The following is a 21,197-nucleotide window of genomic DNA, read 5'->3' as shown; positions in this document are numbered from 1 at the left end:
GCTGCCCATGAAGGTCTACCTTGTTTCGCTGGCGCTTGGCCTGTTGGTCGGCGTGATCTATGCGCTGTTCAACGTGCGCTCGCCCGCGCCACCGGTCATTGCATTGGTAGGCCTTCTGGGCATCCTGGCCGGCGAACAGATTCCCCCGCTGGTCAAGCGCATGATGGCTGAACCGGCCACGCGCACGTCCTGGCTGCACGAGCAGGTCAAGCCGCATATGTTCGGCGAGCTGCCCAGTTGCCCCAAGGCGTCCGCCCCCTCTGAAACAACCGCCGATGCATGTGGAGACAAGCGCCATGGTTGACACCCAAGCCCCCGATTTGATCCTGCACCAGGGCCGCTTCACCACGCTGGACCCGGCCAACCCCGTGGCCGACGCCGTCGCCATCCGCGAAGGCCGCTTCACGCGCGTGGGCGCCGCCGCCGACATCCTGCCGCTGGCCGGTCCCGCGACGAAGGTCATCGCGCTGAACGGGCGCGGCGTGCTGCCGGGCCTGATCGACAACCACCTGCACATCATCCGCGGTGGACTGAACTACAACATGGAATTGCGTTGGGACGGCGTGCGCAGCCTGTCCGACGCCATGGCCATGTTGCGCCGTCAGGTCGCCATTACCCCCGCCCCGCAGTGGGTGCGCGTGGTGGGAGGCTTCACCGAGCACCAGTTTGCCGAAAAACGCCTGCCCACCATCGAGGAACTAAACGCCGTGGCGCCCGATACGCCCGTGTTCATCCTGCACCTGTACGACCGCGCGCTGCTGAACGCAGCCGCCTTGCGCGCGGTGGGCTACGACAAGACCACGCCCGCCCCGCCGGGCGGCGAAATCGTGCGCGATGCCGTCGGCAACCCCACCGGCCTGCTGCTGGCCAAGCCCAACGCGTCGATCCTGTACGCCACCTTGGCCAAGGGCCCCAAGCTGCCGCTGGAATACCAGGTCAACTCCACGCGCCACTTCATGCGCGAACTGAACCGCCTGGGCGTCACCGGCGCCATCGACGCGGGCGGCGGTTTTCAGAATTACCCCGAGGACTACCAGGTGATTCAGCAATTGGCCGACGCCAACCAGCTGACGATCCGCCTGGCCTACAACCTGTTCACGCAAAAGCCCAAGCAGGAAAAAGAAGACTTCCTGAACTGGACGGCCACGTCGCAATACAAGCAAGGCACCGACTACTTCCGCCACAACGGCGCGGGTGAAATGCTGGTGTTCTCGGCCGCCGACTTCGAAGACTTCCGCCAGCCGCGCCCCGAGATGGGGCCCGAGATGGAAGGCGAACTGGAAGAAGTGGTGCGCATCCTGGCCCAGAACCGCTGGCCATGGCGCATGCACGCCACCTATGACGAAACCATCAGCCGATCGCTGGATGTGTTTGAACGCGTCAACCGCGACGTGCCGCTGGCCGGGCTGAACTGGTTCTTTGACCACGCCGAGACCATTTCCGAAAAGTCCATCGACCGCATCGCGGCGCTGGGGGGCGGCGTGGCCGTGCAGCATCGCATGGCCTACCAGGGCGAGTATTTTGTTGAACGCTACGGCGCCGGCGCGGCCGAGGCCACCCCGCCCGTCAAGCGCATGCTGGAGAAAGGCGTCAACGTGTCGGCCGGCACCGACGCCACGCGCGTCGCGTCCTACAACCCGTGGGTGTCGCTGTCCTGGCTGATCACCGGCAAGACCGTGGGCGGCATGCGCCTGACGCCGCAACGCAACTGCCTGGACCGCGACGCCGCGCTGCGCATGTGGACGGAGAACGTCACCTGGTTCTCGAACGAACAAGGCAAGAAAGGCCGCATCGCCGTGGGCCAATTGGCTGACCTGGTGGTACCCGATCGCGACTTCTTCGCGTGCCCGGAATCCGATATCGCCGACACCAGCAGCCTGCTCACCGTGGTGGGCGGCAAGGTGGTGTGGGGCGCGGGCGAATTCTCGGCCCATGACGACGCGCCCCCCCCGCCCGCCATGCCCGACTGGTCGCCCACGCGCCTGTTCGGCGGCTACGGCGCCTGGGCAGACACCGAAGGCAAGCCCTTGCAGACCTCGCTGCGCGAAGCGGCCGCCGGCTGCGCCTGCGCGAACGACTGCAATGTGCACGGCCACCAGCATGCGGGCGCCTGGGCCAGCAAGCTGCCGGTGTCGGACCTGAAAGGCTTTTGGGGCGCGCTGGGTTGCGCGTGCTGGGCGGTATGACCGTGCCCCGTCCGCTGACCTCGAAGGCGGTGCGCTGGCTGGCCCTGCTGGCGCTTTGCGGCGCCTATATCCAGGGCGGGCTGGTCAAGCTGCTGGACTTCGCGGGCGCGCAGGCCGAGATGGCGCATTTTGGCCTGCAACCCGCCGCGCCGGCCGCCGTCGCCGTCATCGTGCTGGAACTGGGCGCCAGCGCCCTGATCCTGTCCGGGCGGCTGCGCTGGCTGGGCGCGCTGGCGTTGGCGCTGTTCACCGCCGTGGCGGCGCTGATGGCGAACCGCTACTGGCAAGCGCCCGCCGACGCGCGCTTCATGACAATGAACGCGTTCTATGAACACTTGGGGCTGGCCGGGGCATTCGTCCTGGTCGCCTGGCATGACCTGACGGAGCGCCTGCATGGCCGGACCTGATCGCACCCCCCCGCCCGCCGCCGCCGTGAGCGGCATGGCGCCCTTGAAGCACACGCTGTTCGCCGTGCTGTGGGGCGCCACCATCCTGGGCAACATCGGCAGTTTCATGCGCGACGTGGCCAGCGCGTGGCTGGTTACCGACCTGTCCACCAACCCCGCCGCCGTCGCCATGATGCAGACGGCGGCCACCTTGCCGGTGTTCCTGCTTGCTATTCCGGCCGGCGTGCTGTCCGACATCCTGGACCGGCGGCGCTTTCTGATCATCATCCAGGTGCTGCTGGCCTGCGTCAGCTTCACCCTGCTGATGATGGCCAAGACCAACACGCTGACCGTCGAAACCTTGATCGCCCTGACCTTCCTGGGCGGCGTGGGCACGGCGCTGATGGGCCCCACCTGGCAGGCCATCGTGCCCGAACTGGTGCCCAAGGCCGAACTGAAAACCGCCGTGGGCTTGAACTCGCTGGGCATCAACATCGCCCGCGCGTTGGGCCCGGCCGTGGGCGGATTGCTGCTGGCCGCGTTCGGCGCGGCCGCCGCCTATGGCGCGGACGTGATCAGCTACGTGTTCGTGATCGGCGCGCTGATCTGGTGGAAGCGGCCCAAGAAAGTGGACGACGGCTTGTCGGAACAGTTCTTCGGCGCCTTCCGCGCGGGCGTGCGCTTTGCGCGCGCCAGCCGCGAGCTGCACGTGGTGTTGCTGCGCGCGGCCGTGTTCTTCATCTTTGCCAGCTCGGTCTGGGCGTTGCTGCCGCTGGTGGCGCGCCGCATGTTGGGCGGCAGCGCCGGCTTCTATGGCGTGCTGCTGGGCGCGGTGGGCGTGGGCGCGATCCTGGGCGCGGTGGTGTTGCCGCGTCTGCGCGCACGCCTGAACACCGATGGCCTGGTGCTGGCCGCCGCCGTCGTGGCCGCCGCCGTGATGGCCGCGCTGTCGTTCGCGCCGCCGCAATGGGCCGCCGTGCTGCTGCTGTTGCTGCTGGGCATGGGCTGGATCGTGGCGCTGACAACGTTCAACGGCGTCGCGCAGGCCATACTGCCGAACTGGGTGCGCGGCCGTGGGTTGGCCATCTACCTGATGGTTTTCAACGGCGCCATGGCGGCGGGCAGCCTGGGTTGGGGCCTGCTGGCGCAAGAGATCGGCGTGCCGGCCACCTTGCTGGCCGGCGCGGCGGGCCTGCTGGTGGCGGGGGTGCTGCTGCACCGCATGCGCTTGCCGCAGGGCGAAGCGAATCTGGACCCGTCCAACCATTGGCCCGAACCGCTGCTGGACACACCGGTGGAACACGATCGCGGACCGGTCATGGTGCAGATCGAATACCGCATCCGCGTGCAGGACCGCCCCGCGTTCCTGGCCGCGCTCAAGTCAGTGGCCGAAGAACGGCGGCGCGATGGCGCCTATGCCTGGGGCGTGGCCGAGCACACCGGCGAACCCGAGCGCGTGCAGGAATGGTTCCTGGTGGAATCGTGGGCGGAACATTTGCGCCAGCATCAACGCGTCTCGCAGGCCGATGCCGACTTGCAGGGCGAAGCCCAGCGCTTTCATATCGGGCCGGAAAAGCCGGTGGTGCATCATTTCCTGGCGCTGGACTTGCGGCAGGGGAAGCCTGGGGCTACATCGGAGGCCGGGGGCAGCCAGGCCGGTTGAAGGCCACGGTCGGGAGACCCGCCGGTGTGAGGGGCGGGCCGCCGGCTGGATGACCAAGCCGCCGGCTTAGTGGCGGAACCGCCGGCTTAGTGACCGAGCCGCCGGCTTAGTGCGCCGAGGCGTCCAGGAAGCGGTGCACGACGCGCACCGCCGCCGCGCCTTCGGCGATGCCCGCCAGCACTTGCGGCACGCAGCCGGCGCGCACCGAGCCGGCCGCGAACACGCCGGGCTGCGAGCTTTCATAGGCGCGTGCCTGCATGGACCCGGCGGCGGCGCGACCGGTGTGGATGCGGCCCCGGTCATCGGTGTCCAGGCAGCCCTCCAGCCAGTCGGTATTGCCCTGGCCCGATCCGTCTTCGGCCAGGCCGGTCGCCACGATCAGGCTACGTGCCTCGATCACCTGACCATCATCCAGCCACACCTGGTAGGGATAGCTGGCGCTGTCGAACGCGGTCGCCAGCCGTTGCGGCATGACGTGCGATCCAAAATGGCGGCTTTGCGTTTCGGCGCGGCGCAGCAGTCCGCCATCGCACAAGCCCGTGAGGGTGCCCGGAAAGGCCGGCAAGGCGTAGGCGCCCGGCGCTTGCGCCCCGCATAGCGAACCGCCCACCAGCAAGGTGTGCAGCCCCTCGGACGCGGCATAGGCGGCGGCCGCCAACCCGGCCGGACCGCCGCCGATAACCGCCAGATCCAACACCGGGTCCACCCGCCCTACCCCCATGGCCGACCGCAGGATCGCGCCGCCATACGGGCGCTGGCGCAAATAGCTGATCCGGCGCAGCATGAACGCCCGCAGCACGATGTCCGCCAGCGTGGGTTCGGCCAGCAACAGCCGCGCCAGGGCCTCGCGCGACAGCCGCAGCAGCCGGCTGTCCGACGCGGCGCGGGCCGTGACGGCATTAGGGCGGTCGGTGAACAAGTCCAGGCTACCGGTAAATTCGCCATCGCGATGCACCAGCAGGCTTTGCATGGCCCCGTCGGCCTCGCATTCCAGCACTTCAACCGTGCCTTGCAGCAGGATGTGAAAGGCGGCCTCCTGGCCGCCGCTTTGCAGCAGCACGCTGCCGGCCGGCGCCAGCATGGGTTCACCGTAAGGCGTGGCCCGCGCGATCTGGGCGGCGGTCAGCATGGGAAACGCCTGCGCATGCAAGGCCGGCAAGTCCGGCGGACGGCAGGCAAGGTCGATGGCTGGGCGATTCATGAGATTCACGTCCGGGTAGTCCGAAGAAAGCGGCAAGATACGCTATCAAGATAGCTTCGGGCTGCCGGTGGGTCTTGCGTACTTGGGTGTTGCTTTGTACGAAAGAGCAATGATCGCACAACGGGCAGGCGCCCTAGGCGTGCACCTTGCGCCAAGCGCCCGGCGATACGCCCACCACGCTGGTGAACACGCGTGTCAAATGGGCCTGGTCCGCAAAACCGCACAGCAGCGCGATGTCGGTAATCGACTGTCCCGGCACCCGCAGCAATTCCTGTGCCTTTTGCACGCGCTGCTCAAGCAGCCATCGGTGTGGCGTGGTGCCTACCGTCTGGCGGAAGGCCTTGATGAAATAGCTGCGCGACAGGTTGCAGGCTTCGGCAATATCCGTCATCGACAAATCTTCGCGCAGGGTCGACAGCAACATGTCCTTGGCGCGCGCTTCCAGCTTGCGCGACAGCACGCGCGTGCCGCCCGCGGGCTCCCAGCCGGTCGTGGCGCCGGCGCCGTAATGCGCCAGCAGGTGCGCACCGATCGTCAGGCTCAGGTGTTCCACAAACAAGCTGTTGGCCGGCGCGGGCTGCGCCAGCACCGTCGTCAATACTTGCGATAAATTTGCCAGCACGGGGTCGCCCTTGCCCGTGCGCGGCAGCAGGCTGCTGACCCGGGACCCGCCTTTTTCATCGTTGACGCGTTCGATGAAGGCGCGCGGCAATTCAATCAGCACAAAGTCAAAACCGCCGGTCAGATCGGCGCGGTAATCATCGTTGAAGTCGCGGATGTAGACGGACCCGATATCAAAATCGTGGGCCGTTGCATGCTGGCCTTGCAGGATGCGGCGGCGGTGGCCCCCCTGCATCGCCACGCCCACCAGAAAACCCCGGTCGGACGCAGGCGTCTCCACGGTGCCGAAGCGTTCGTTGTCGGTGCGCTTGCGATAAAACGTCAGCCCGCCGCCTTCGAAATGCTGGTTGATGACCAGCTTGCTGGCCGAACATCCCAGGGCGTCGGTGGACGGCGCGGGCTTGGGCGCGGCAGCAGCCAGCAGGAAGGGTTCAGGCCCTGGGGCGGGCTCGGACATAAGGCGTAGTCGGGCAGGCATGGATGGGTTCCCCAGGGTCGCGACCGGTGCAAAGAAACGCAACAATCTTGTTATCGGCGGGAAGATAACAGGCCGTGTTGCCCTGCAACAAGTATCGTCACGCATTTTTTCAACATGGTGTCACGGCGGGCGTCGCCGACACTAACGCGGTAACACTGGGCCGGGCGTCAATGGCCCAACGGGCGGCCCCGAGCGCGAGGGCATCGGCGGCAGTTTCGGTTGTGCCGGACCACTCCACGGCGGGTTGGCGGGCGTGGTGCGGGAGCCGGGTGGCGGGTAGCCGGTGCCGCCACAAGAGGTGCCCAGGCAGGGTTGCCCGCTGCGGTTCGGGTCAACGGTCTTGGGGCAAGATTTGCCCAGGCACGTGTCAGGCAAGGTGCGCGCGGACGCGGGGGGTTGTGGGACGCTGGGCACGCCGTCCCGCGCCGGCGCGGGGCCGGCCGCCAGCGCCAGGGACGCGGCCAGGATCAGGGCTTTCATCGTGGCTCCAGAGGATGACGAATGCGGGGCAAGCCTGGCACGAGTGTGCGCCCATCCGCCCCGCCTTCGCAACCCGTGGGATCGGTGCAGTCCGTGCGGTGCGCGCAGTTCGCACCGCCCGCGCCAGCCCACAGCCAGCCCGCAGCCAGCCCACAGCCAGCCCGCAGCCAGCAACCCGGCCAGCACCCGCGCCCGCGCGGATCAATCCAGCCGGATGTCCGCGCTTTTCACGACCTTGGCCCAACGCGCGCGTTCGCTGTTGAAGAACTGCGTCAGCTCGGCCGGGTTGCGCGTCACGATTTCGGCGCCCTGCTCGTTCAATTGCGCCTTCACGTCGGGCTGGTTGACGATCTGGGTCAGCAGCACGGCCAGGCGCTCGGCTACCGGGTCCGTGGTGGTGACCGGCGCCATCACGCCTTGCCACGTGCCCGATTCAAAGCCCTTGACGCCCTGTTCGGAAATGGTCGGGATATCGGGCACCAGCTGCATGCGTTCGCCCTTGGAAATGGCGATGGGGCGCAGCTTGCCGGCCTTGATGTGCGGCAACGTGGCCAGCAGGCCGTTCATGATGATCTGCGTCTGGCCGCCGATGGTGTCGGTGACCGCCTGCGAGCCGCCCTTGTACGGCACGTATTCCCACTGCGCGCCGGTGGCCTGCTGCACGGCCACGGCCGCCAGGTGCGGCGCGCTGCCAATCGCCGTCACGGCAAAATTCAGCCGCTGCTTCTTCGACAGGTCCACCAGTTCTTGAACCGTCTTGGCCGGCACGTCGGGATGCACGGCCAGCACGTGCGGCGAATACGCCAGCATGCTGACGGCGCGCAGGTCCTTGGACGGGTCAAACGACAGCTTCGTGTATACGGACGGGCTGATCGCCAGCGCGCCCACATCACACAGCAACACGGTATGGCCTTCGGCCGCCGATTGCACCACCAGGCCCGCGCCCAGGTTGCCGTTGGCGCCAGGCTTGTTTTCCACGACCACCGTCTGCTTGAGCGCGTCGGACAGGCGCGGCGCCAGGATGCGCGCGATGATGTCCGACGAGCCCCCGGGCGGGTAAGGCACGATGATGCGCACCGGCCGCGTGGGCCAGTTCGCCGCATTGCCACCGGCGGATGCGCCGGCTTGCTGCGCCCATGCCGGCACCAGCGGCGACAGGCATAGCGCCGCGGCGCCGCCCAGGAAATGTCTCTTGCTTACGTCCATGCTGTCTCCACACTGTTTGAGGTGTTCTGGGGTAAAACCGGCGCGGCGCCCCGCCTGCGTCGCCGCGCACGAAAAACAAAGTGGCCTTCGTTCAGTGGCCTTCGTTCAGTGGCCTGCGTTCAGTGGCCTGCGTTCAGCCCATCTGCACTCAGGCCGCCCCGCGCGTTTCCACGTAAAGCGCGTACAACGAATGGCTGCTGGCCATGAACAGGCGGTTGCGCTTGGCGCCGCCAAAGCACAGGTTGGCGCAGCGTTCCGGCAGCCGGATGTGGCCGATAGGCTTGCCGGCGGGGTTGAACACCATCACGCCGTCCAACTCTTCCGACTTGGCATTGGGCGCGCCATTGCTGCCCCAGCCGCACCACAGGTTGCCGTCTTCGTCGCACTTGATGCCGTCGATGGCGCCGGGGCCTTGCGCGTCGATATGCACGCGCTTGCCCGACAAGGCGCCGTCCGCGCCCACGTCATACGCCCACACCACGCGGTTCGGTTGATGGCGCGACTCGACCACATAAAGGATTTTTTCGTCCGGTGAAAAGCACAGGCCATTGGGGCCGGCCAGATCCTCCAGCGCGCGCGTCACACGGCCGTCGGCCGGGTCGATGCGGTAAACGCCATGCGGCAGTTCGGGCTTTGCCTTGTCGCCTTCCCAATGCCCGCCGATACCGAACGGCGGGTCGGTGAACCAGATGGCGCCGTTGCGCTGGCAGACGATGTCGTTAGGGGAATTCAGGCGCTTGCCGTCATAGCCGTCGGCCAGCACGGTGATGGACCCGTCGTAGTCGGTGCGCGTGACCCGGCGCGTCAGGTGTTCGCAGGCCAGCAGACGCCCCTGGCGGTCACGCGCCAGCCCGTTGCTGAAATTGGCCGGTTGGCGAAACACGCTGATCGCACCCGTGGTTTCGTCCCAGCGCAGAATGCGGTCATTGGGAATGTCGGACACCAGCAGATAGCGGCCATCGCCCACCCAGACGGGGCCTTCCAGCCAACGGAAGCCGCTGGCCAGTTGCTCGACGCTGCTGCTGTAGATGCGGTATTTGGAAAACTCCGGGTCCAGGATGCGCACCGACGGGTCGGGGTAGCGCTGCTGCGGCGTGAAGTTGAACGACTGCGCCTGGGCCAGCGCGGCCGGTCCCAACGCCAATGCGGCGCCCAGCAGTCGACGGCGGCCGGGTTGGGCCAAGGGGGCATGCTCCATCGGTGTCTCCTCTTGTCGGTGTAGTGCGATGGCAATGCGGTCAGCGTAGGGTCCGGCTTGGACGCGGGTCAGCGCCGCGTCAAGTCACCGGCCCAGGGTTGAACAACGCCAGGGCGTTGTGCAGCTTGAGTTTTTCGGCACAGGTCTGCTGACGGCCGCTGGCCACGTCCAGCATCAGGCGAAACAGTTCCCAGCCCACGTCTTCGATCGATGCCTGACCGGTGGCGATGCGCCCCGCGTTCACGTCCATCAGGTCGTGCCAGCGCCGCGCCAGGCTGTCGCGCGTGGCCACCTTGATCACCGGCACTTGCGCCAGGCCGTAAGGCGTGCCGCGCCCGGTGGTGAAGATGTGCAGGTTCATGCCCGCGGCCAGTTGCAGCGTGCCGCAAATGAAATCGCTGGCGGGCGTGGCGGCAAAGATCAGGCCCTTTTGCGTCAGCCGGTTGCCGGGCGACAACACGCCGTGGATCGGCGAGGAGCCCGACTTCACGATCGACCCCATCGCTTTTTCCACGATGTTCGATAAGCCGCCCTTCTTGTTGCCCGGGCTGGTGTTGGCGCTGCGGTCCGCCATGCCGCGTTGCAGGTAGTCGTCGTACCAGGCCATCTCGCGCACCAGCGCGTCGGCCACTTCCGGCGTGGCGGCGCGCGCGGTCAGCTGGTCAATGCCGTCGCGCACTTCGGTGTTCTCGGAAAACATCACGGTGCCGCCCGCCCGCACCAGCAGGTCAGTGGCGAACCCCACGGCGGGGTTGGCCGTGACGCCCGAAAATGCGTCGCTGCCACCGCACTGCACGCCCACCGTCAGGTCCGACACGGGGCAGGTTTCGCGGCGCCGCGCGTTCAGCTTTTGCAGATGGCGTTCGGCGGTGCGCATGATCAGGTCGATCATCGACTGAAAGCCCACGTTCTCTTCGTCTTGCAAGACGATGGTGTCGACGCCTTCGACGTCATCACCGCTTTTGCCCATGCCCTCGCCCGCGCGGATCGGAATGGCGTTGGGGGCCAGCAAGCGTTCGGGTTGCAGCTTTTCGCACCCCAGGCTGACCACCATGGACGTGCCGCCAAAGTTCGGGTTGCGCGCAATGTTGTGCAGCGTGCGGATGGGGATGGCGGCGCCCGGCGCGTCAATGGCCACGCCGCAACCGTAGGTGTGTTCGATGCCCACCACGTCGTCCACGTTGGGATAGCGCGGCAGCAGTTCCTGGCGGATCCGCGCCACGGCGTGTTCGACCACGCCCTGCACGCATTGCACGGTGGTGCTGATGGCCAGGATGTTGCGCGTGCCCACGGTGCCGTCGGCATTGCGATAGCCTTCGAACGTATAGCCTTCCAGCGGCGGCAACGGCGTCACGCGCGTGCCCACCGGCAGGTCTTCCAAGGTGCGCGCGGACGGCATGGTGGTCACGCGTTCGTTCACCCAGCTGCCGCGCGGCAAGGCCTTGGCCGCGTAACCGACCACCACGTTGTAGCGGACCACGGCATCGCCTTCGGCCAGATCGCGCAACGCGACCTTGTGGCCTTGCGGCACGGCGTCCACCAACTGCAATCCATCGGGCAACACCGTACCGGCGGGCAAGCCGCCTTCATTGGCGACGATGGCCACGTTGTCATCCGCGTGTATCTTGATGAGCACGGGCGCCTGGGGTTGCGCAACCTGCATGAAAAGTCCTTTTGCATAGGGATGCAGGCAAATCCGGCATCCAAAACGTTATCGTACAACCGTGAGAATATCCTTGAACGCGGTCAAAAATAAATTTCGGGTTTCCCCTTGTCTACAAGTGAAACCATAGAGCGGACGCCCTTGAAACGGCCGAAAACGTGTTGTACGATGACTTACCTTTTCACCACCGCCCCCTCGCGCCAAGCCCCCTCAAGCAGGCTGGCCGCGACCACACCGGACGATCGCGCTATGACCACCCCGCAGGAACTCAAGGAAATTGTTTCGGAAGGTTTGCTGTCCTTCCCCGTGACGGACTTTGACCAGAACGGCGATTTCAACGCCAAGACCTACGCCGCGCGCCTGGAATGGCTGGCCCCGTATGGCGCCACCGCGCTGTTCGCCGCGGGCGGCACTGGCGAGTTCTTCTCCCTGGCGCCCCAGGAATACTCCGACGTCATCCGCACCGCCGTGCAAACCTGCGCCGGCAAGGTGCCGATCCTGGCCGGCGCCGGTGGCCCCACCCGCACCGCCATCGCCTACGCACAAGAAGCCGAGCGCCAGGGCGCCAAGGGCATCCTGCTGCTGCCCCACTACCTGACCGAAGCCTCGCAAGACGGCATCGCCGCGCACGTGGAACAGGTGTGCAAGTCGGTCAAGATCGGCGTCATCGTCTACAACCGCGCACAGTCCCGCCTGTCGGCCGACAGCCTGGAACGCCTGGCCGAACGCTGCCCGAACCTGGTCGGTTTCAAGGACGGCATTGGCGACATCGAAGCCATGGTGCGCATCCGCCGCAAGATGGGCGACCGCTTTTCGTACCTGGGTGGCCTGCCCACGGCTGAAGTCTATGCCGCCGCCTACCGCGCGCTGGGCGTGCCGGTGTATTCGTCGGCCGTCTTCAACTTCGTGCCCAAGACCGCCATGGATTTCTACCGCGCCATTGCTGCCGGGGACTCGGACACCACCAACCGCTTGCTGGATGATTTCTTTCTGCCGTACCTGGAAATCCGCAACCGCAAGGCCGGTTACGCCGTCAGCATCGTCAAGGCCGGCGCCAAGCTGGTCGGCCACGACGCCGGCCCGGTGCGCGCGCCGCTGACTGACCTGATCGGCGAAGAAATGGAAATGCTTAACGCCCTGATCAAGAAGCTTGGCCCGCAGTAAGCGGCCCGACTGAACTGCAATCAGCCCCCGGACTCGGGGGCGTTTTTTTCGGAGAATTCATCATGACACTGACCGGCCAAATGCTGATCGGCTCGACCGCCCTCCTGGGCGCGGGCGCCGCGCAATACGCCATCAACCCGGCCACGGGCGAACGCCTGGAGCCGGCCTTCCCCGCCGGCTCGTCCGACGACGTTGCGCGCGCCGCCGAACTGGCCCGCGCCGCCTTCGACACGTACCGTGCCGCCCCGCTGGAAACCCGCGCGCAGTTCCTGGAAAGCATCGCCGAAGGCATCCTGGCGCTGGGCGACGCACTGATTGAACGCACGCACCTGGAAACCGGCCTGCCCGTCGCCCGCCTGCAAGGCGAACGCGGCCGCACCGTGGGCCAGCTGCGCCTGTTTGCGCGGGTCGTGCGCGACGGCTACTTCCTGGACGCCACGATCGACCCGGCACAACCCGAACGCCAGCCGCTGCCGCGCGCCGACCTGCGCCTGGCCAACGTGGCCTTGGGTCCCGTTGCCGTGTTCGGCGCCAGCAACTTCCCGCTGGCCTTCTCGGTGGCCGGCGGCGACACCGCGTCGGCGCTGGCCGCCGGCTGCCCCGTCATCGTCAAGGCACACAACGCGCATCCCGGCGCCTCGGAAATGGTTGGCCGCGTGATCCAGGCCGCTGTCGCCAAGCACGGTTTGCCCGAAGGCACGTTCTCGTTGCTGTTTGGCGCCGGCAGCGAAATCGGCACCGCGCTGGTGTCGCACCCGGCCATTGCCGCCGTGGGCTTCACGGGTTCGCGCCGTGGCGGCCTGGCGCTGGTTGCCGCCGCCAACGCCCGCCCCGTGCCGATTCCCGTGTACGCCGAAATGTCCAGCATCAACCCCGTGTTCCTGATGCCGGCCGCTTTGGAAGCGCGCGCCGAAGCCATCGCCAAGGGCTTCGTGGATTCGCTGGCCATGGGCGTGGGCCAGTTCTGCACCAACCCCGGCCTGGTCGTGGGCGTTGAAGGCCCGGCGCTGGACCGCTTCCGTAAAGCCGCCGCCGAGGCGGTCACCGCCAAGGGCGCGGCCACCATGCTGACCCCGGGCATCTTCGCGGCCTACCAGGAAGGCGCCGATGCGCTGGCCAAGCACGCCAGCGTGGCCACCCTGGGCCGTGGCGAAGCGTCCAAGCCGGCCGCCAACGCGGCGGGCGCGGTGGTGTTCGGCACCGAAGCCGACCGCTTCCTGGCATCGCGCGAACTGGAAGCCGAAGTGTTCGGCCCGGCCTCGCTGGTGGTGGGCTGCCGCGACGTGGCCCAGATGACGGCCGTGGCCGAGCACCTGGAAGGTCAGTTGACCGCCACCCTGTTCGTGGACGATGCCGACGTGGCCCAGGCCAAGACCTTGTTGCCCGTGCTGGAGCGCAAGGCCGGCCGCATCCTGGCCAACGGCTACCCGACCGGCGTCGAAGTCAGCCACGCCATGGTGCACGGCGGCCCGTTCCCGGCCACGTCCAATCCGGCCTCGACGTCGGTGGGCGCCACGGCGATCCGCCGCTTCCTGCGTCCGGTCTGCTATCAGGACCTGCCCGACGCGCTGCTGCCCGACGGCGTCAAGCGCGCCAACCCCCTGTCGATCGCCCGCATGGTCGACGGCGTGCTGACGCCAGCTTGAGCTAGCGAAGAACGGCAACCCGCGTCCGCGCAATGCGGGACGCGGGTTGCCGGTGGTCCGGACCGGTGGTTCGGGCCGGTGGTTCGGGCCGCCGGTCCGTGTTCCATCCTCGGGCCGTGACGCCCCCGCGCCACACTGGTTTTTGCCCGGGTTGCCAAGCCGCCCGGCGCCGCGCAATAATCTGCCCTCGGTAAATAATTGATAAGTGTTCGCATTAGCATTAATGCCAACACCTGTCGTGAGCGGGCGGACCCTTGAGCGCTGCACCCCCTTTGTCCACGGACTTCGAGCACCTGTACGGCAACCATCATCACTGGTTGCTGGCCTGGGTGAACTGGCGCCTGGGCAACGCGGCGGATGCGGCCGACCTGGCCCACGACGCCTTCGTGCGCCTGTTGACCCGCCCCTGCCATTTCGACAGCCCCCAACAAGCACGCAGCTATCTGCGCAAGATGGCCAACGGCATGTGCGTGGATCTTTGGCGCCGCCGCAGCCTGGAACAAGCCTGGCTGGACGCGCTGGCCACCCAACCCGAACCCACCGTGTCGTCCGCCGAAGACCAGGCGATGGTGCTGGAAGCGCTGGGCGAAATCGACACGATGCTGCGCGAACTGCCGCCCAAGGTCGCGCACGCATTCGTCATGGCGGTGGCGTGCGAAATGACCGATAACGAAGTCGCGGCCACGCTGAACGTGTCGGCGCGCATGGTGCGCAAGTACGTGGCGCGCGCCATGCTGTGCTGCATGAAGCTGGAAGCGCGACTGGCCGCCGGGCTACCGGATGAACGCGTTGCGGCTCCCGCCGCCGCACTGCCCGCGCTGCCCGCAACGCACGCAACGCCTGCACTGCCTGCAAAGCCTGCACTGCCTGCATTGTCGGCATCGCCCGTATCGCCCGTATCGCCCGTATCGCCATGACGGCCGTGACCGCTGTCGAACCGTCGCACCGCGTCATGGAAGAAGCCGCCGAGTGGTACGCGCGTCTGCGCACCGGGCAAGCGTCCGCCGCCGAGCAGCAGCAATGGCGGCAATGGATGGACCGGGGCGCCGAACAGCGGCAAGCGTGGAGCTACGTTGAACGTATCGACCGGCGTTTCACCCCCTTGCAATCCAGCCCTGACCGTCACGCCGCCGTGACGGCATTTCGCCAGGCGCGCAGCGATGCGCCCCGTCGTCGCCGTCAGGTGGTGCTGGGTCTGGCCGGCGCGCTGGGGCTGTCGTGGATCGGCTGGACCGCATGGCGCCAGACGCCCTTGTCCGCGTTGGCCACGCTATGGGGCAACGAATACCAGGCCGGCGTGGGCGAAACCCGGCAGGTGACACTGGCCGACGGCACGACGGTCTGGATCAACGCGCTAAGCGCGTTCAACGTGGCGTACCGCAACACCGAACGCCGCCTGCAACTGGCGGCGGGCGAAATCCTGATCGATACCGCCAAGGACCCGCTGCGGCCGTTCTTCGTGGAAACAGGCCAAGGCCGCGTGCAAGCCTTGGGCACGCGCTTTTCGGTCAGTCAGGGCGATGCGCGCACGCTGGTCGCGGTGTATGACGGCGCGGTGCGCGTAAACCTGTTGCGCTCGGACGCCAGCGAGGTCGTGAACGCGGGCCAGCAGGCGCGCTTTACCGCTGACGCTTTGCAGCCCTTGATGCCTGCCGACCCCGCCCGTGAAAGCTGGCGCCGGGGCTTGCTGCTGGCCAATGGCACGCCGCTGTCCGACGTGGTGGCCGAACTGCGCCGCTACCACCCGGGGCACCTGGGCTTGTCGCCCGAGCTGGGGCGCCTGCCCGTCTTCGGCAGCTATCCGCTTACCGATGTGGACCGCGCGCTGGCCATGTTGGCCTCGGTGCTGCCCATCCGCCTGCAACGCCCCTTGCCTTGGTGGATCAGCATCGAAGCACGCGACGCCTGAAAAATATTCACGCATGCGGTTCCGCATTTCGATGCGTCGTTCGATTTAGGAAGCAAGAGTTCTAGCAACGTCCGTTTCGTTGTCTGGCTTCGTTAGCCCGCTTCGTCGGCCGCTTCGTTGGCCGCTTCGTTAGCCCGCTTCGTTAGCCCGCTTCGTTAGCCCGCTTCGTTGGCCCGCTTCGTTGGCCGGCTTCGTTGCCTCTCCACCCGCTTCCTTCATTGATCCCTCGCACGAGCGCATAGGTTTCCGTCATGTCTCACCGCTTTCCCTCCGCGCCAGCGCTGGCGCTGGCCATCGCCGCCGTCTTCGCCCCCTGGGCGCCGACCTTGCATGCGCAGTCCGCGCCCGCCGCCGACCTGCTGTCGTTTGACATCCCTGCCGCGTCGGTGGGCGAGGTGCTGACCCGGCTGGCCAATGAAACCGGCATCTTGCTGGCCGCGCCGCCCGAGCTGCTGGCCGGCCGCCTGAGCGGCGGCGTGCGGGGCCGCTATACACGCGCCGATGCGTTGACCCAGGCATTGACCGGCACCGGCCTACGCGCCACGCGCGAGGCGCCCAACCAGTTCCGGCTGTCCGCCCTGCCCGCCGCTGGCGCCACCACGCTGGAAGCCGTCACCGTCACGGGCAGCGCCGTGGACACCGGCCTGCCCCCCGTCTACGCAGGCGGCCAGGTGGCCAGCGGCGGTCGCATCGGCCTGCTGGGCAACATGAGCGACATGGACACCCCCTTCAGCGCCACGCAATACACGTCCAAGCTGATCGAGGACCAGCAGGCGCAGAACATCGGCGACGTACTGGTCAACGACCCGTCGGTGCGCAACACGTATTCACGCGGCGCGGGACGCGATGAATTCAACATCCGCGGCTTCACCCTGTTCAACTACGACGTGTCGTTCAACGGCCTGTACGGCGTGTCGCCGCGCAACGCCAGTTCGCTGATCGGCGTCGAACGCGTGGAAGTGCTGCGCGGCCCCAACGCCTTGCTCAACGGCATGGCACCGTACGGTTCGGTGGGCGGCGCGATCAACCTGGTGCCCAAGCGCGCCGGCGCCGAGCCGCTGAACCGCTACACCATCAACTACATTGGCGACTCGCAGTTTGGCGTGCACGCCGACCTGGCGCGCCGCTATGGCGACACCCAACAGTTCGGCGTGCGCCTGAACGTGGCCGGCAGCGGTGGCGACCTGCCGCAAGACGGCTCCAAGGAGAACCTGGGCGCCGTGGCCCTGGGCCTGGATTACCAGGCCGAACGTTTCCGGCTGGACGGCGACATCAACTATCAGAACCGCACCACCGATGCGCGCAGCGGCTTGCTGTTTCCGCCGCCGGCGGGCGTGGACATCGGCGCGGCGCCCGACGCGCGCCGCAACTTCTTTCCGTCATGGACCTATTGGAAGACCAAGGAATGGTCGGGCGCCCTGCGCGCCGAATACGACCTGACGCCCGACTGGACGGTGTACGGCGCCATCGGCGCGCGCAAGCACGACTTTGAAAGCCTGCAAACCAGCTGGCTGATGCTGGACGGCAACGGCGACATCGGCGCCGTGCCGGCCCGGCTGAACGAGAACCTGTTGAGCAAGACGGGCGAAATCGGCCTGCGCGGGCGCTTTAACACCGGCGCCGTCAAGCATGAGCCATCCATCAGCGCCAGCGCGCTGGACATCGATTATTCGTCGGCCCGCATCCGTTCGCGCACCGTGTTCTCAAACCTGTACGACCCGGCCGACCTGCCCAAGCCGGACATCGCGCGACCGGGCGACCTGCCCAAGACCAGCGAGTCGCGCCTGTACAGCGTGGCGCTGGCCGACAAGATCTCGTTTCTGGATGACCGCGTGCAGGTCATTGCGGGCTTTCGGCACCAGCGCATCGAGTCCACCAACTTTGACGCCGCCACCGGGCGCAGCACGTCGGAATATGCCAAGTCGGCCGTCACGCCCGCCTTCGCATTGACCGTGCGCCCCACCCAGCGCCTGTCCCTGTACGGCAACTACATCGAAGGCTTGAGCCAGGGCGGCACCGCGCCCGAAGGCTCGGTCAATGCGGGGGAAATGTTCGCGCCAGAAATTGCCAAGCAGATCGAAGTGGGCGGCAAATACGACTTTGGCGAATTCTCCACGACGTTAAGCGCGTTCCAGATCGAAAAACCCAGCAGCTTTCTGGATCCCGACACCCGCCGCTACGTATCCAACGGACAGCAGCGCAATCGCGGCCTGGAATTGTTGGTGCAAGGCGACGCCGCGCCCGGCGTGCGATTGCTGGGCGGCGTGGCCTATACCGACGCGCGCCTGACGCGCACCGAAGGCGGTGCCAATGATGGCAACTGGGCGCCGGCCGTGCCGCGCTTTCAGTTCAACGCGGCAGCGGAATGGGACACGCCCTTTCTGCCCGGCCTGACCGTCACGGCGCGCATGGTGCGCACCAGCCAGCAGTATGTCGACGTGGGCAACACGCAGACGATCCCCGGCTGGACGCGCTTTGATCTGGGCGCGCGCTACGCGTTCAACGCCAGCGGCACGCCGATGGTGGTACGGGCGACGGTGGAAAACGTGTTCAACAAGAACTACTGGCAGTCGGCCGCGCGGGAAGGCTTGACCGTCGGCGCACCGCGCACGGTGCTGCTGTCGGTCTCGGCCGAGTTCTGACCCACGCCGGGGTCTGGTCCGCGCCGGGTTCGATCTACACCGGGTGAGATCTGCGCCGGCTTCGATCTGCACCGAGTTCGATCTGCACCGGCTTCGATCTACGCCGGCGCGCCGCGCTGGCTGTCGCGCGGCAGGTCCACCCGGAAGCGCGTCACGCCGTTGCGCGATTCGGCGCCGATGCGGCCGTGATGGCTCAGCACGATCTGCTGCGCGATGAACAAGCCCAGCCCCAGCCCGTTGTGGCTGTCAGCCCGACGCTCGCCGCTGCGAAAGGGATTGAACAGGTGCGGCAGCAAAGCCGGTGGAATCGTGCCGCCATTGCTGACCGTGACCGTGACGCGGTCGGCCACTGTGCCGTCGGCGTGCACATGCACCGGGATGTCGCGGTCGCCATGATGCAGGGCGTTGCCGATCAGGTTGGCAAACACCTGGCACAGGCGGTCGCCGTCCCAGACGCCCGCCATGTCGCCCACGAATTCGCATTCGATCTGCCGGTCGGGCCGGCCCGTCTGCGCTTCGTCCACGGTGCGGCGCACCAGTGCATCCATGCGCTGCTGGGCCGAGGCCAGCGTCAAGCCGCCCGCCTGCCGGATACGCGTAACGTCCAGCAGGTCTTCGATCAACCGCGCCATGCGCTCGCTGCTTTGCAACATGCGCTGGGCCAGGCCCGCCACGCGGCCGGGGTCCGTCTGCCGCTGCAACAGGGACGCGCCCATCACGATCGATTGCAAGGGCGTGCGCAGGTCATGACTTAACACGGCCATGAACATCTCGTTGATGCGCAAGGCTTCGGTGCGCTCTTCCAGCTGCTGCGCCAGCGCGCGCTTGCGCTCATGCAGTTCGAAAAAGACGTTTGCCTTCATGCGCAGCATGTGCGGGTCGATGGGCTTGTACAGAAAGTCCACGGCGCCGCTTTCATAGCCGCGAAACTGCCAGTTGTGTTCGCGCGAACCGGCGGTGATGAAGATCAGCGGAATGTGGCGCGTACGCTCGCTGCCCCGGATCAGTTCGGCCAGCTCGAAACCGTTCATGTCGGGCATCTGCACGTCCAACAGCGCCAGCGCGACGTCGCCGTGGTTCAACAGCAGTTCAAGCGCTTCGGGGCCGGATTGGGCCTTGAGCACCTGGATCTTTTCATTTTGCAGCAGCGCTTCCAGCGCGATCAGGTTTTCGGGAATGTCGTCGACGAGCAGGCATTTGATTCTTTCTTCTTGCGGTTTGGCAGATGTCAGGAACATGGTGTCAAAGCGGTTTAGGGTTACAGCACGGGCTGCGTCGGCAAGCGGGCAAGCATCGCGGCGATCTCGTCGGGGGCCAGTTGGTCATCAACCGCGTGCCGGGCCAACGCCGCTTGCGGCATGGTGGGCATTGAGGCGGACGACGGCGACTGCACCACGGTGCGACCGCCGGCGGCATGAATGGCAGCCAGGCCTTGCGCGCCGTCCTCGTTCGCGCCGGAAAGCAGGATGCCCATCAGCCGGTCGCCATAGCAGTCGGCAGCCGAATCAAACAAGACGTCAATCGACGGCCGTGAAAAATACACGGGCGCGCCGACCGACAACGCCAATCGCGGCCCCTGGTCCACCAACAGGTGGTAATCCGGCGGCGCGAAGTACAGATGACCCGGCTGTATCCAAAGCTGATCTTCCGCCTCCAGCACGGGCAAGGCGCAGCGTTCACGAAAAATATCCACCAGCAGGCTGCGTCGGTCGCGCGGCAAATGCAGCACGATGATCACGGCCGCGCACAGGCGCGCCGGCAAGGCGGGAATCAGCACGTTCAGCGCGTCAAGCGCGCCCGACGAGCCGCCGATGACGATGGCGTCCCACGGGCCCGACGGCGTCCTTGTCGCCGTGCTTGCCGCCGCGCTTGCCGGAAGGGTCGGCGCGCCCGAGCTCACAGCCCCGCCTTTTTGCGGTAGATGCGTTCTTCAAGCACAAAGTCGTCAAAGTTGTCGGCCTGCCCCGTGAACCGCAGGGATTCGCGCGAGCCCAGGCCAAGAAAGCCGCGGTGCACCAGTGCGTCATGGAACAAGCCCAGCGCGCGGTTTTGCAAGTCGCGCTCGAAGTAGATAAGCACGTTGCGGCACGATATCAAGTGCACTTCGGCGAACACGCTGTCGGTGGCCAGGCTGTGATCGGAAAATACCATGTGTTCGCGCAGCCGCTTGTCGAACACCACCCGTCCGTATCGGGCCGTGTAGTAGTCAGACAGCGAGCTCAACCCGCCCGAGCGCGCGTGGTTGCTGGAAAACGCGGCTACGCGGTCCAGGTCGAACACGCCTTGCTCGGCGGCGCGCAGCGCATGCGGGTTGATGTCGGTGGCGTAGATCAGCGCGCGGTCCAGCAAGCCCTCTTCGGCCAACAGGATGGCCAGCGAATAGACCTCTTCGCCGGCGCTGCATCCGGCCACCCACACTTTGATCGACGGGTAGGTGCGCAGGATGGGAATGACCTCGGTGCGCAGCGCCTGAAAGTAGCCGGGGTCGCGAAACATGTCGCTGACCTGCACGGTCAGGAACTGCAACAGCGCGGTGAACACCGCCGGTTCATGCAGCACGCGGTCTTGCAACTGCGATAGCGTCTTGCAGCCGAACTGGGTCAGCGCGGTTTGCAGCCGCCGCTTCAGGGACGCCTGCGCGTACTCCCGAAAATCGTAGTGGTAGTGGTGGTAGATGGCATCAAGCAGCAGACGCTGCTCGATGTCGGCAATACGCGCTTTGGCAGAGGCAGGCATGGTGGTGTTCAGCGTAAA

17 protein-coding genes and 1 pseudogene are annotated in these 21,197 nt (G+C 66.8%); 9 read left to right on the top strand and 9 right to left on the bottom strand.

What is annotated here, in order from left to right:
• The first annotated feature begins 7 nt into the window (after positions 1 to 7).
• From AC0Z35_RS07620 to AC0Z35_RS07605, 4 genes are read left to right on the top strand one after another with little or no spacing between them, the layout of a single operon-like run.
• Positions 8 to 304, top strand: a complete 297-nt coding sequence (locus AC0Z35_RS07620) for a XapX domain-containing protein (protein WP_046807071.1) — start codon at positions 8 to 10, stop codon at positions 302 to 304.
• Complete coding sequence (locus tag AC0Z35_RS07615) at positions 297 to 2,186, top strand: amidohydrolase (RefSeq protein WP_485131677.1); 1,890 nt, start codon at positions 297 to 299, stop codon at positions 2,184 to 2,186. The genes AC0Z35_RS07620 and AC0Z35_RS07615 overlap by 8 nt, the downstream gene beginning before the upstream one ends.
• On the top strand, positions 2,183 to 2,593 hold the full coding sequence (locus tag AC0Z35_RS07610) for a DoxX family protein (protein WP_046807082.1): 411 nt from the start codon (positions 2,183 to 2,185) through the stop codon (positions 2,591 to 2,593). Before AC0Z35_RS07615 ends, AC0Z35_RS07610 begins: the two co-directional genes overlap by 4 nt.
• Complete coding sequence (locus tag AC0Z35_RS07605; RefSeq protein WP_046807069.1) at positions 2,580 to 4,235, top strand: MFS transporter; 1,656 nt, start codon at positions 2,580 to 2,582, stop codon at positions 4,233 to 4,235. The genes AC0Z35_RS07610 and AC0Z35_RS07605 overlap by 14 nt, the downstream gene beginning before the upstream one ends.
• Positions 4,236 to 4,341: 106 nt before the next feature.
• On the opposite strand, the gene AC0Z35_RS07600 is transcribed toward AC0Z35_RS07605, so the two are convergent.
• The 6 genes from AC0Z35_RS07600 to garD form a co-directional block, all read right to left on the bottom strand.
• On the bottom strand, positions 4,342 to 5,436 hold the full coding sequence (locus AC0Z35_RS07600) for a Crp/Fnr family transcriptional regulator (protein ID WP_104145794.1): 1,095 nt from the start codon (positions 5,434 to 5,436) through the stop codon (positions 4,342 to 4,344).
• A gap of 133 nt (positions 5,437 to 5,569) precedes the next feature.
• Entirely contained in the window at positions 5,570 to 6,535 is a 966-nt protein-coding gene (locus AC0Z35_RS07595) for a helix-turn-helix transcriptional regulator (protein WP_223265042.1), read from the bottom strand.
• A 141-nt stretch (positions 6,536 to 6,676) separates the two neighbouring features.
• Entirely contained in the window at positions 6,677 to 7,015 is a 339-nt protein-coding gene (locus AC0Z35_RS07590; RefSeq protein ID WP_485131676.1) for a hypothetical protein, read from the bottom strand.
• 201 nt (positions 7,016 to 7,216) lie between these two features.
• Positions 7,217 to 8,221 carry a Bug family tripartite tricarboxylate transporter substrate binding protein gene (locus AC0Z35_RS07585; RefSeq protein WP_485131675.1) on the bottom strand — a complete coding sequence of 335 codons (1,005 nt, stop codon included), beginning with the start codon at positions 8,219 to 8,221 and terminating at the stop codon, positions 7,217 to 7,219.
• A gap of 148 nt (positions 8,222 to 8,369) precedes the next feature.
• Positions 8,370 to 9,419 (bottom strand): SMP-30/gluconolactonase/LRE family protein, encoded by a 1,050-nt coding sequence (locus tag AC0Z35_RS07580; RefSeq protein WP_485131674.1) that lies wholly within the window; start codon positions 9,417 to 9,419, stop codon positions 8,370 to 8,372.
• A 79-nt stretch (positions 9,420 to 9,498) separates the two neighbouring features.
• Positions 9,499 to 11,082 (bottom strand): galactarate dehydratase, encoded by a 1,584-nt coding sequence (garD, locus tag AC0Z35_RS07575; protein ID WP_104145779.1) that lies wholly within the window; start codon positions 11,080 to 11,082, stop codon positions 9,499 to 9,501.
• A 249-nt stretch (positions 11,083 to 11,331) separates the two neighbouring features.
• On the opposite strand from garD, the gene kdgD reads away from it, so the two are divergent.
• The 5 genes and pseudogenes from kdgD to AC0Z35_RS07550 all read left to right on the top strand — a co-directional run bounded on the left by kdgD (position 11,332) and on the right by AC0Z35_RS07550 (position 18,443).
• Complete coding sequence (kdgD, locus tag AC0Z35_RS07570; RefSeq protein WP_485131673.1) at positions 11,332 to 12,246, top strand: 5-dehydro-4-deoxyglucarate dehydratase; 915 nt, start codon at positions 11,332 to 11,334, stop codon at positions 12,244 to 12,246.
• A gap of 62 nt (positions 12,247 to 12,308) precedes the next feature.
• On the top strand, positions 12,309 to 13,892 hold the full coding sequence (locus AC0Z35_RS07565) for an aldehyde dehydrogenase (NADP(+)) (protein ID WP_485131672.1): 1,584 nt from the start codon (positions 12,309 to 12,311) through the stop codon (positions 13,890 to 13,892).
• Between the two features lie 272 nt (positions 13,893 to 14,164).
• Positions 14,165 to 14,686 (top strand): annotated as a pseudogene (locus tag AC0Z35_RS07560) (sigma-70 family RNA polymerase sigma factor); the annotation flags it as partial.
• A gap of 119 nt (positions 14,687 to 14,805) precedes the next feature.
• Positions 14,806 to 15,801, top strand: a complete 996-nt coding sequence (locus tag AC0Z35_RS07555; RefSeq protein ID WP_046807062.1) for a FecR family protein — start codon at positions 14,806 to 14,808, stop codon at positions 15,799 to 15,801.
• A gap of 251 nt (positions 15,802 to 16,052) precedes the next feature.
• Positions 16,053 to 18,443 carry a TonB-dependent siderophore receptor gene (locus AC0Z35_RS07550; RefSeq protein WP_485131671.1) on the top strand — a complete coding sequence of 797 codons (2,391 nt, stop codon included), beginning with the start codon at positions 16,053 to 16,055 and terminating at the stop codon, positions 18,441 to 18,443.
• A gap of 98 nt (positions 18,444 to 18,541) precedes the next feature.
• On the opposite strand, the gene AC0Z35_RS07545 is transcribed toward AC0Z35_RS07550, so the two are convergent.
• Genes AC0Z35_RS07545 through AC0Z35_RS07535 form a run of 3 tightly spaced genes read right to left on the bottom strand, consistent with a single transcriptional unit; the run spans position 18,542 to position 21,179 of the window.
• Positions 18,542 to 19,681 carry a hybrid sensor histidine kinase/response regulator gene (locus tag AC0Z35_RS07545; RefSeq protein ID WP_046807060.1) on the bottom strand — a complete coding sequence of 380 codons (1,140 nt, stop codon included), beginning with the start codon at positions 19,679 to 19,681 and terminating at the stop codon, positions 18,542 to 18,544.
• Positions 19,682 to 19,701: 20 nt separating this feature from the next.
• Positions 19,702 to 20,343, bottom strand: coding sequence for a chemotaxis protein CheB (locus AC0Z35_RS07540; protein WP_413815436.1), 642 nt, complete (start codon positions 20,341 to 20,343; stop codon positions 19,702 to 19,704).
• Positions 20,340 to 21,179 carry a CheR family methyltransferase gene (locus AC0Z35_RS07535; protein WP_046807058.1) on the bottom strand — a complete coding sequence of 280 codons (840 nt, stop codon included), beginning with the start codon at positions 21,177 to 21,179 and terminating at the stop codon, positions 20,340 to 20,342. Before AC0Z35_RS07535 ends, AC0Z35_RS07540 begins: the two co-directional genes overlap by 4 nt.
• Between the last annotated feature and the right edge of the window lie 18 nt (positions 21,180 to 21,197).

The organism is Achromobacter sp. 1L-A-4-B-C2 (genome assembly GCF_057291955.1).
Note: the sequence above shows the minus strand (reverse complement) of the source record. Positions and strands in the feature narration are given on the sequence as shown.

Bases quoted from the DNA above. Each gene is read 5' to 3' on its own strand.
- AC0Z35_RS07565 (WP_485131672.1), top strand. From the start codon at position 12,309: ATGACACTGACCGGCCAAATGCTGATCGGCTCGACCGCCCTCCTGGGC.
- AC0Z35_RS07580 (WP_485131674.1), bottom strand. From the start codon at position 9,419: ATGGAGCATGCCCCCTTGGCCCAACCCGGCCGCCGTCGACTGCTGGGC.
- AC0Z35_RS07545 (WP_046807060.1), bottom strand. From the start codon at position 19,681: ATGTTCCTGACATCTGCCAAACCGCAAGAAGAAAGAATCAAATGCCTG.
- AC0Z35_RS07620 (WP_046807071.1), top strand. From the start codon at position 8: ATGAAGGTCTACCTTGTTTCGCTGGCGCTTGGCCTGTTGGTCGGCGTG.
- kdgD (WP_485131673.1), top strand. From the start codon at position 11,332: ATGACCACCCCGCAGGAACTCAAGGAAATTGTTTCGGAAGGTTTGCTG.
- AC0Z35_RS07615 (WP_485131677.1), top strand. From the start codon at position 297: ATGGTTGACACCCAAGCCCCCGATTTGATCCTGCACCAGGGCCGCTTC.
- AC0Z35_RS07555 (WP_046807062.1), top strand. From the start codon at position 14,806: ATGACGGCCGTGACCGCTGTCGAACCGTCGCACCGCGTCATGGAAGAA.
- AC0Z35_RS07585 (WP_485131675.1), bottom strand. From the start codon at position 8,221: ATGGACGTAAGCAAGAGACATTTCCTGGGCGGCGCCGCGGCGCTATGC.
- AC0Z35_RS07600 (WP_104145794.1), bottom strand. From the start codon at position 5,436: ATGAATCGCCCAGCCATCGACCTTGCCTGCCGTCCGCCGGACTTGCCG.
- AC0Z35_RS07595 (WP_223265042.1), bottom strand. From the start codon at position 6,535: ATGCCTGCCCGACTACGCCTTATGTCCGAGCCCGCCCCAGGGCCTGAA.
- AC0Z35_RS07535 (WP_046807058.1), bottom strand. From the start codon at position 21,179: ATGCCTGCCTCTGCCAAAGCGCGTATTGCCGACATCGAGCAGCGTCTG.
- AC0Z35_RS07610 (WP_046807082.1), top strand. From the start codon at position 2,183: ATGACCGTGCCCCGTCCGCTGACCTCGAAGGCGGTGCGCTGGCTGGCC.
- garD (WP_104145779.1), bottom strand. From the start codon at position 11,082: ATGCAGGTTGCGCAACCCCAGGCGCCCGTGCTCATCAAGATACACGCG.
- AC0Z35_RS07605 (WP_046807069.1), top strand. From the start codon at position 2,580: ATGGCCGGACCTGATCGCACCCCCCCGCCCGCCGCCGCCGTGAGCGGC.
- AC0Z35_RS07550 (WP_485131671.1), top strand. From the start codon at position 16,053: ATGTCTCACCGCTTTCCCTCCGCGCCAGCGCTGGCGCTGGCCATCGCC.
- AC0Z35_RS07590 (WP_485131676.1), bottom strand. From the start codon at position 7,015: ATGAAAGCCCTGATCCTGGCCGCGTCCCTGGCGCTGGCGGCCGGCCCC.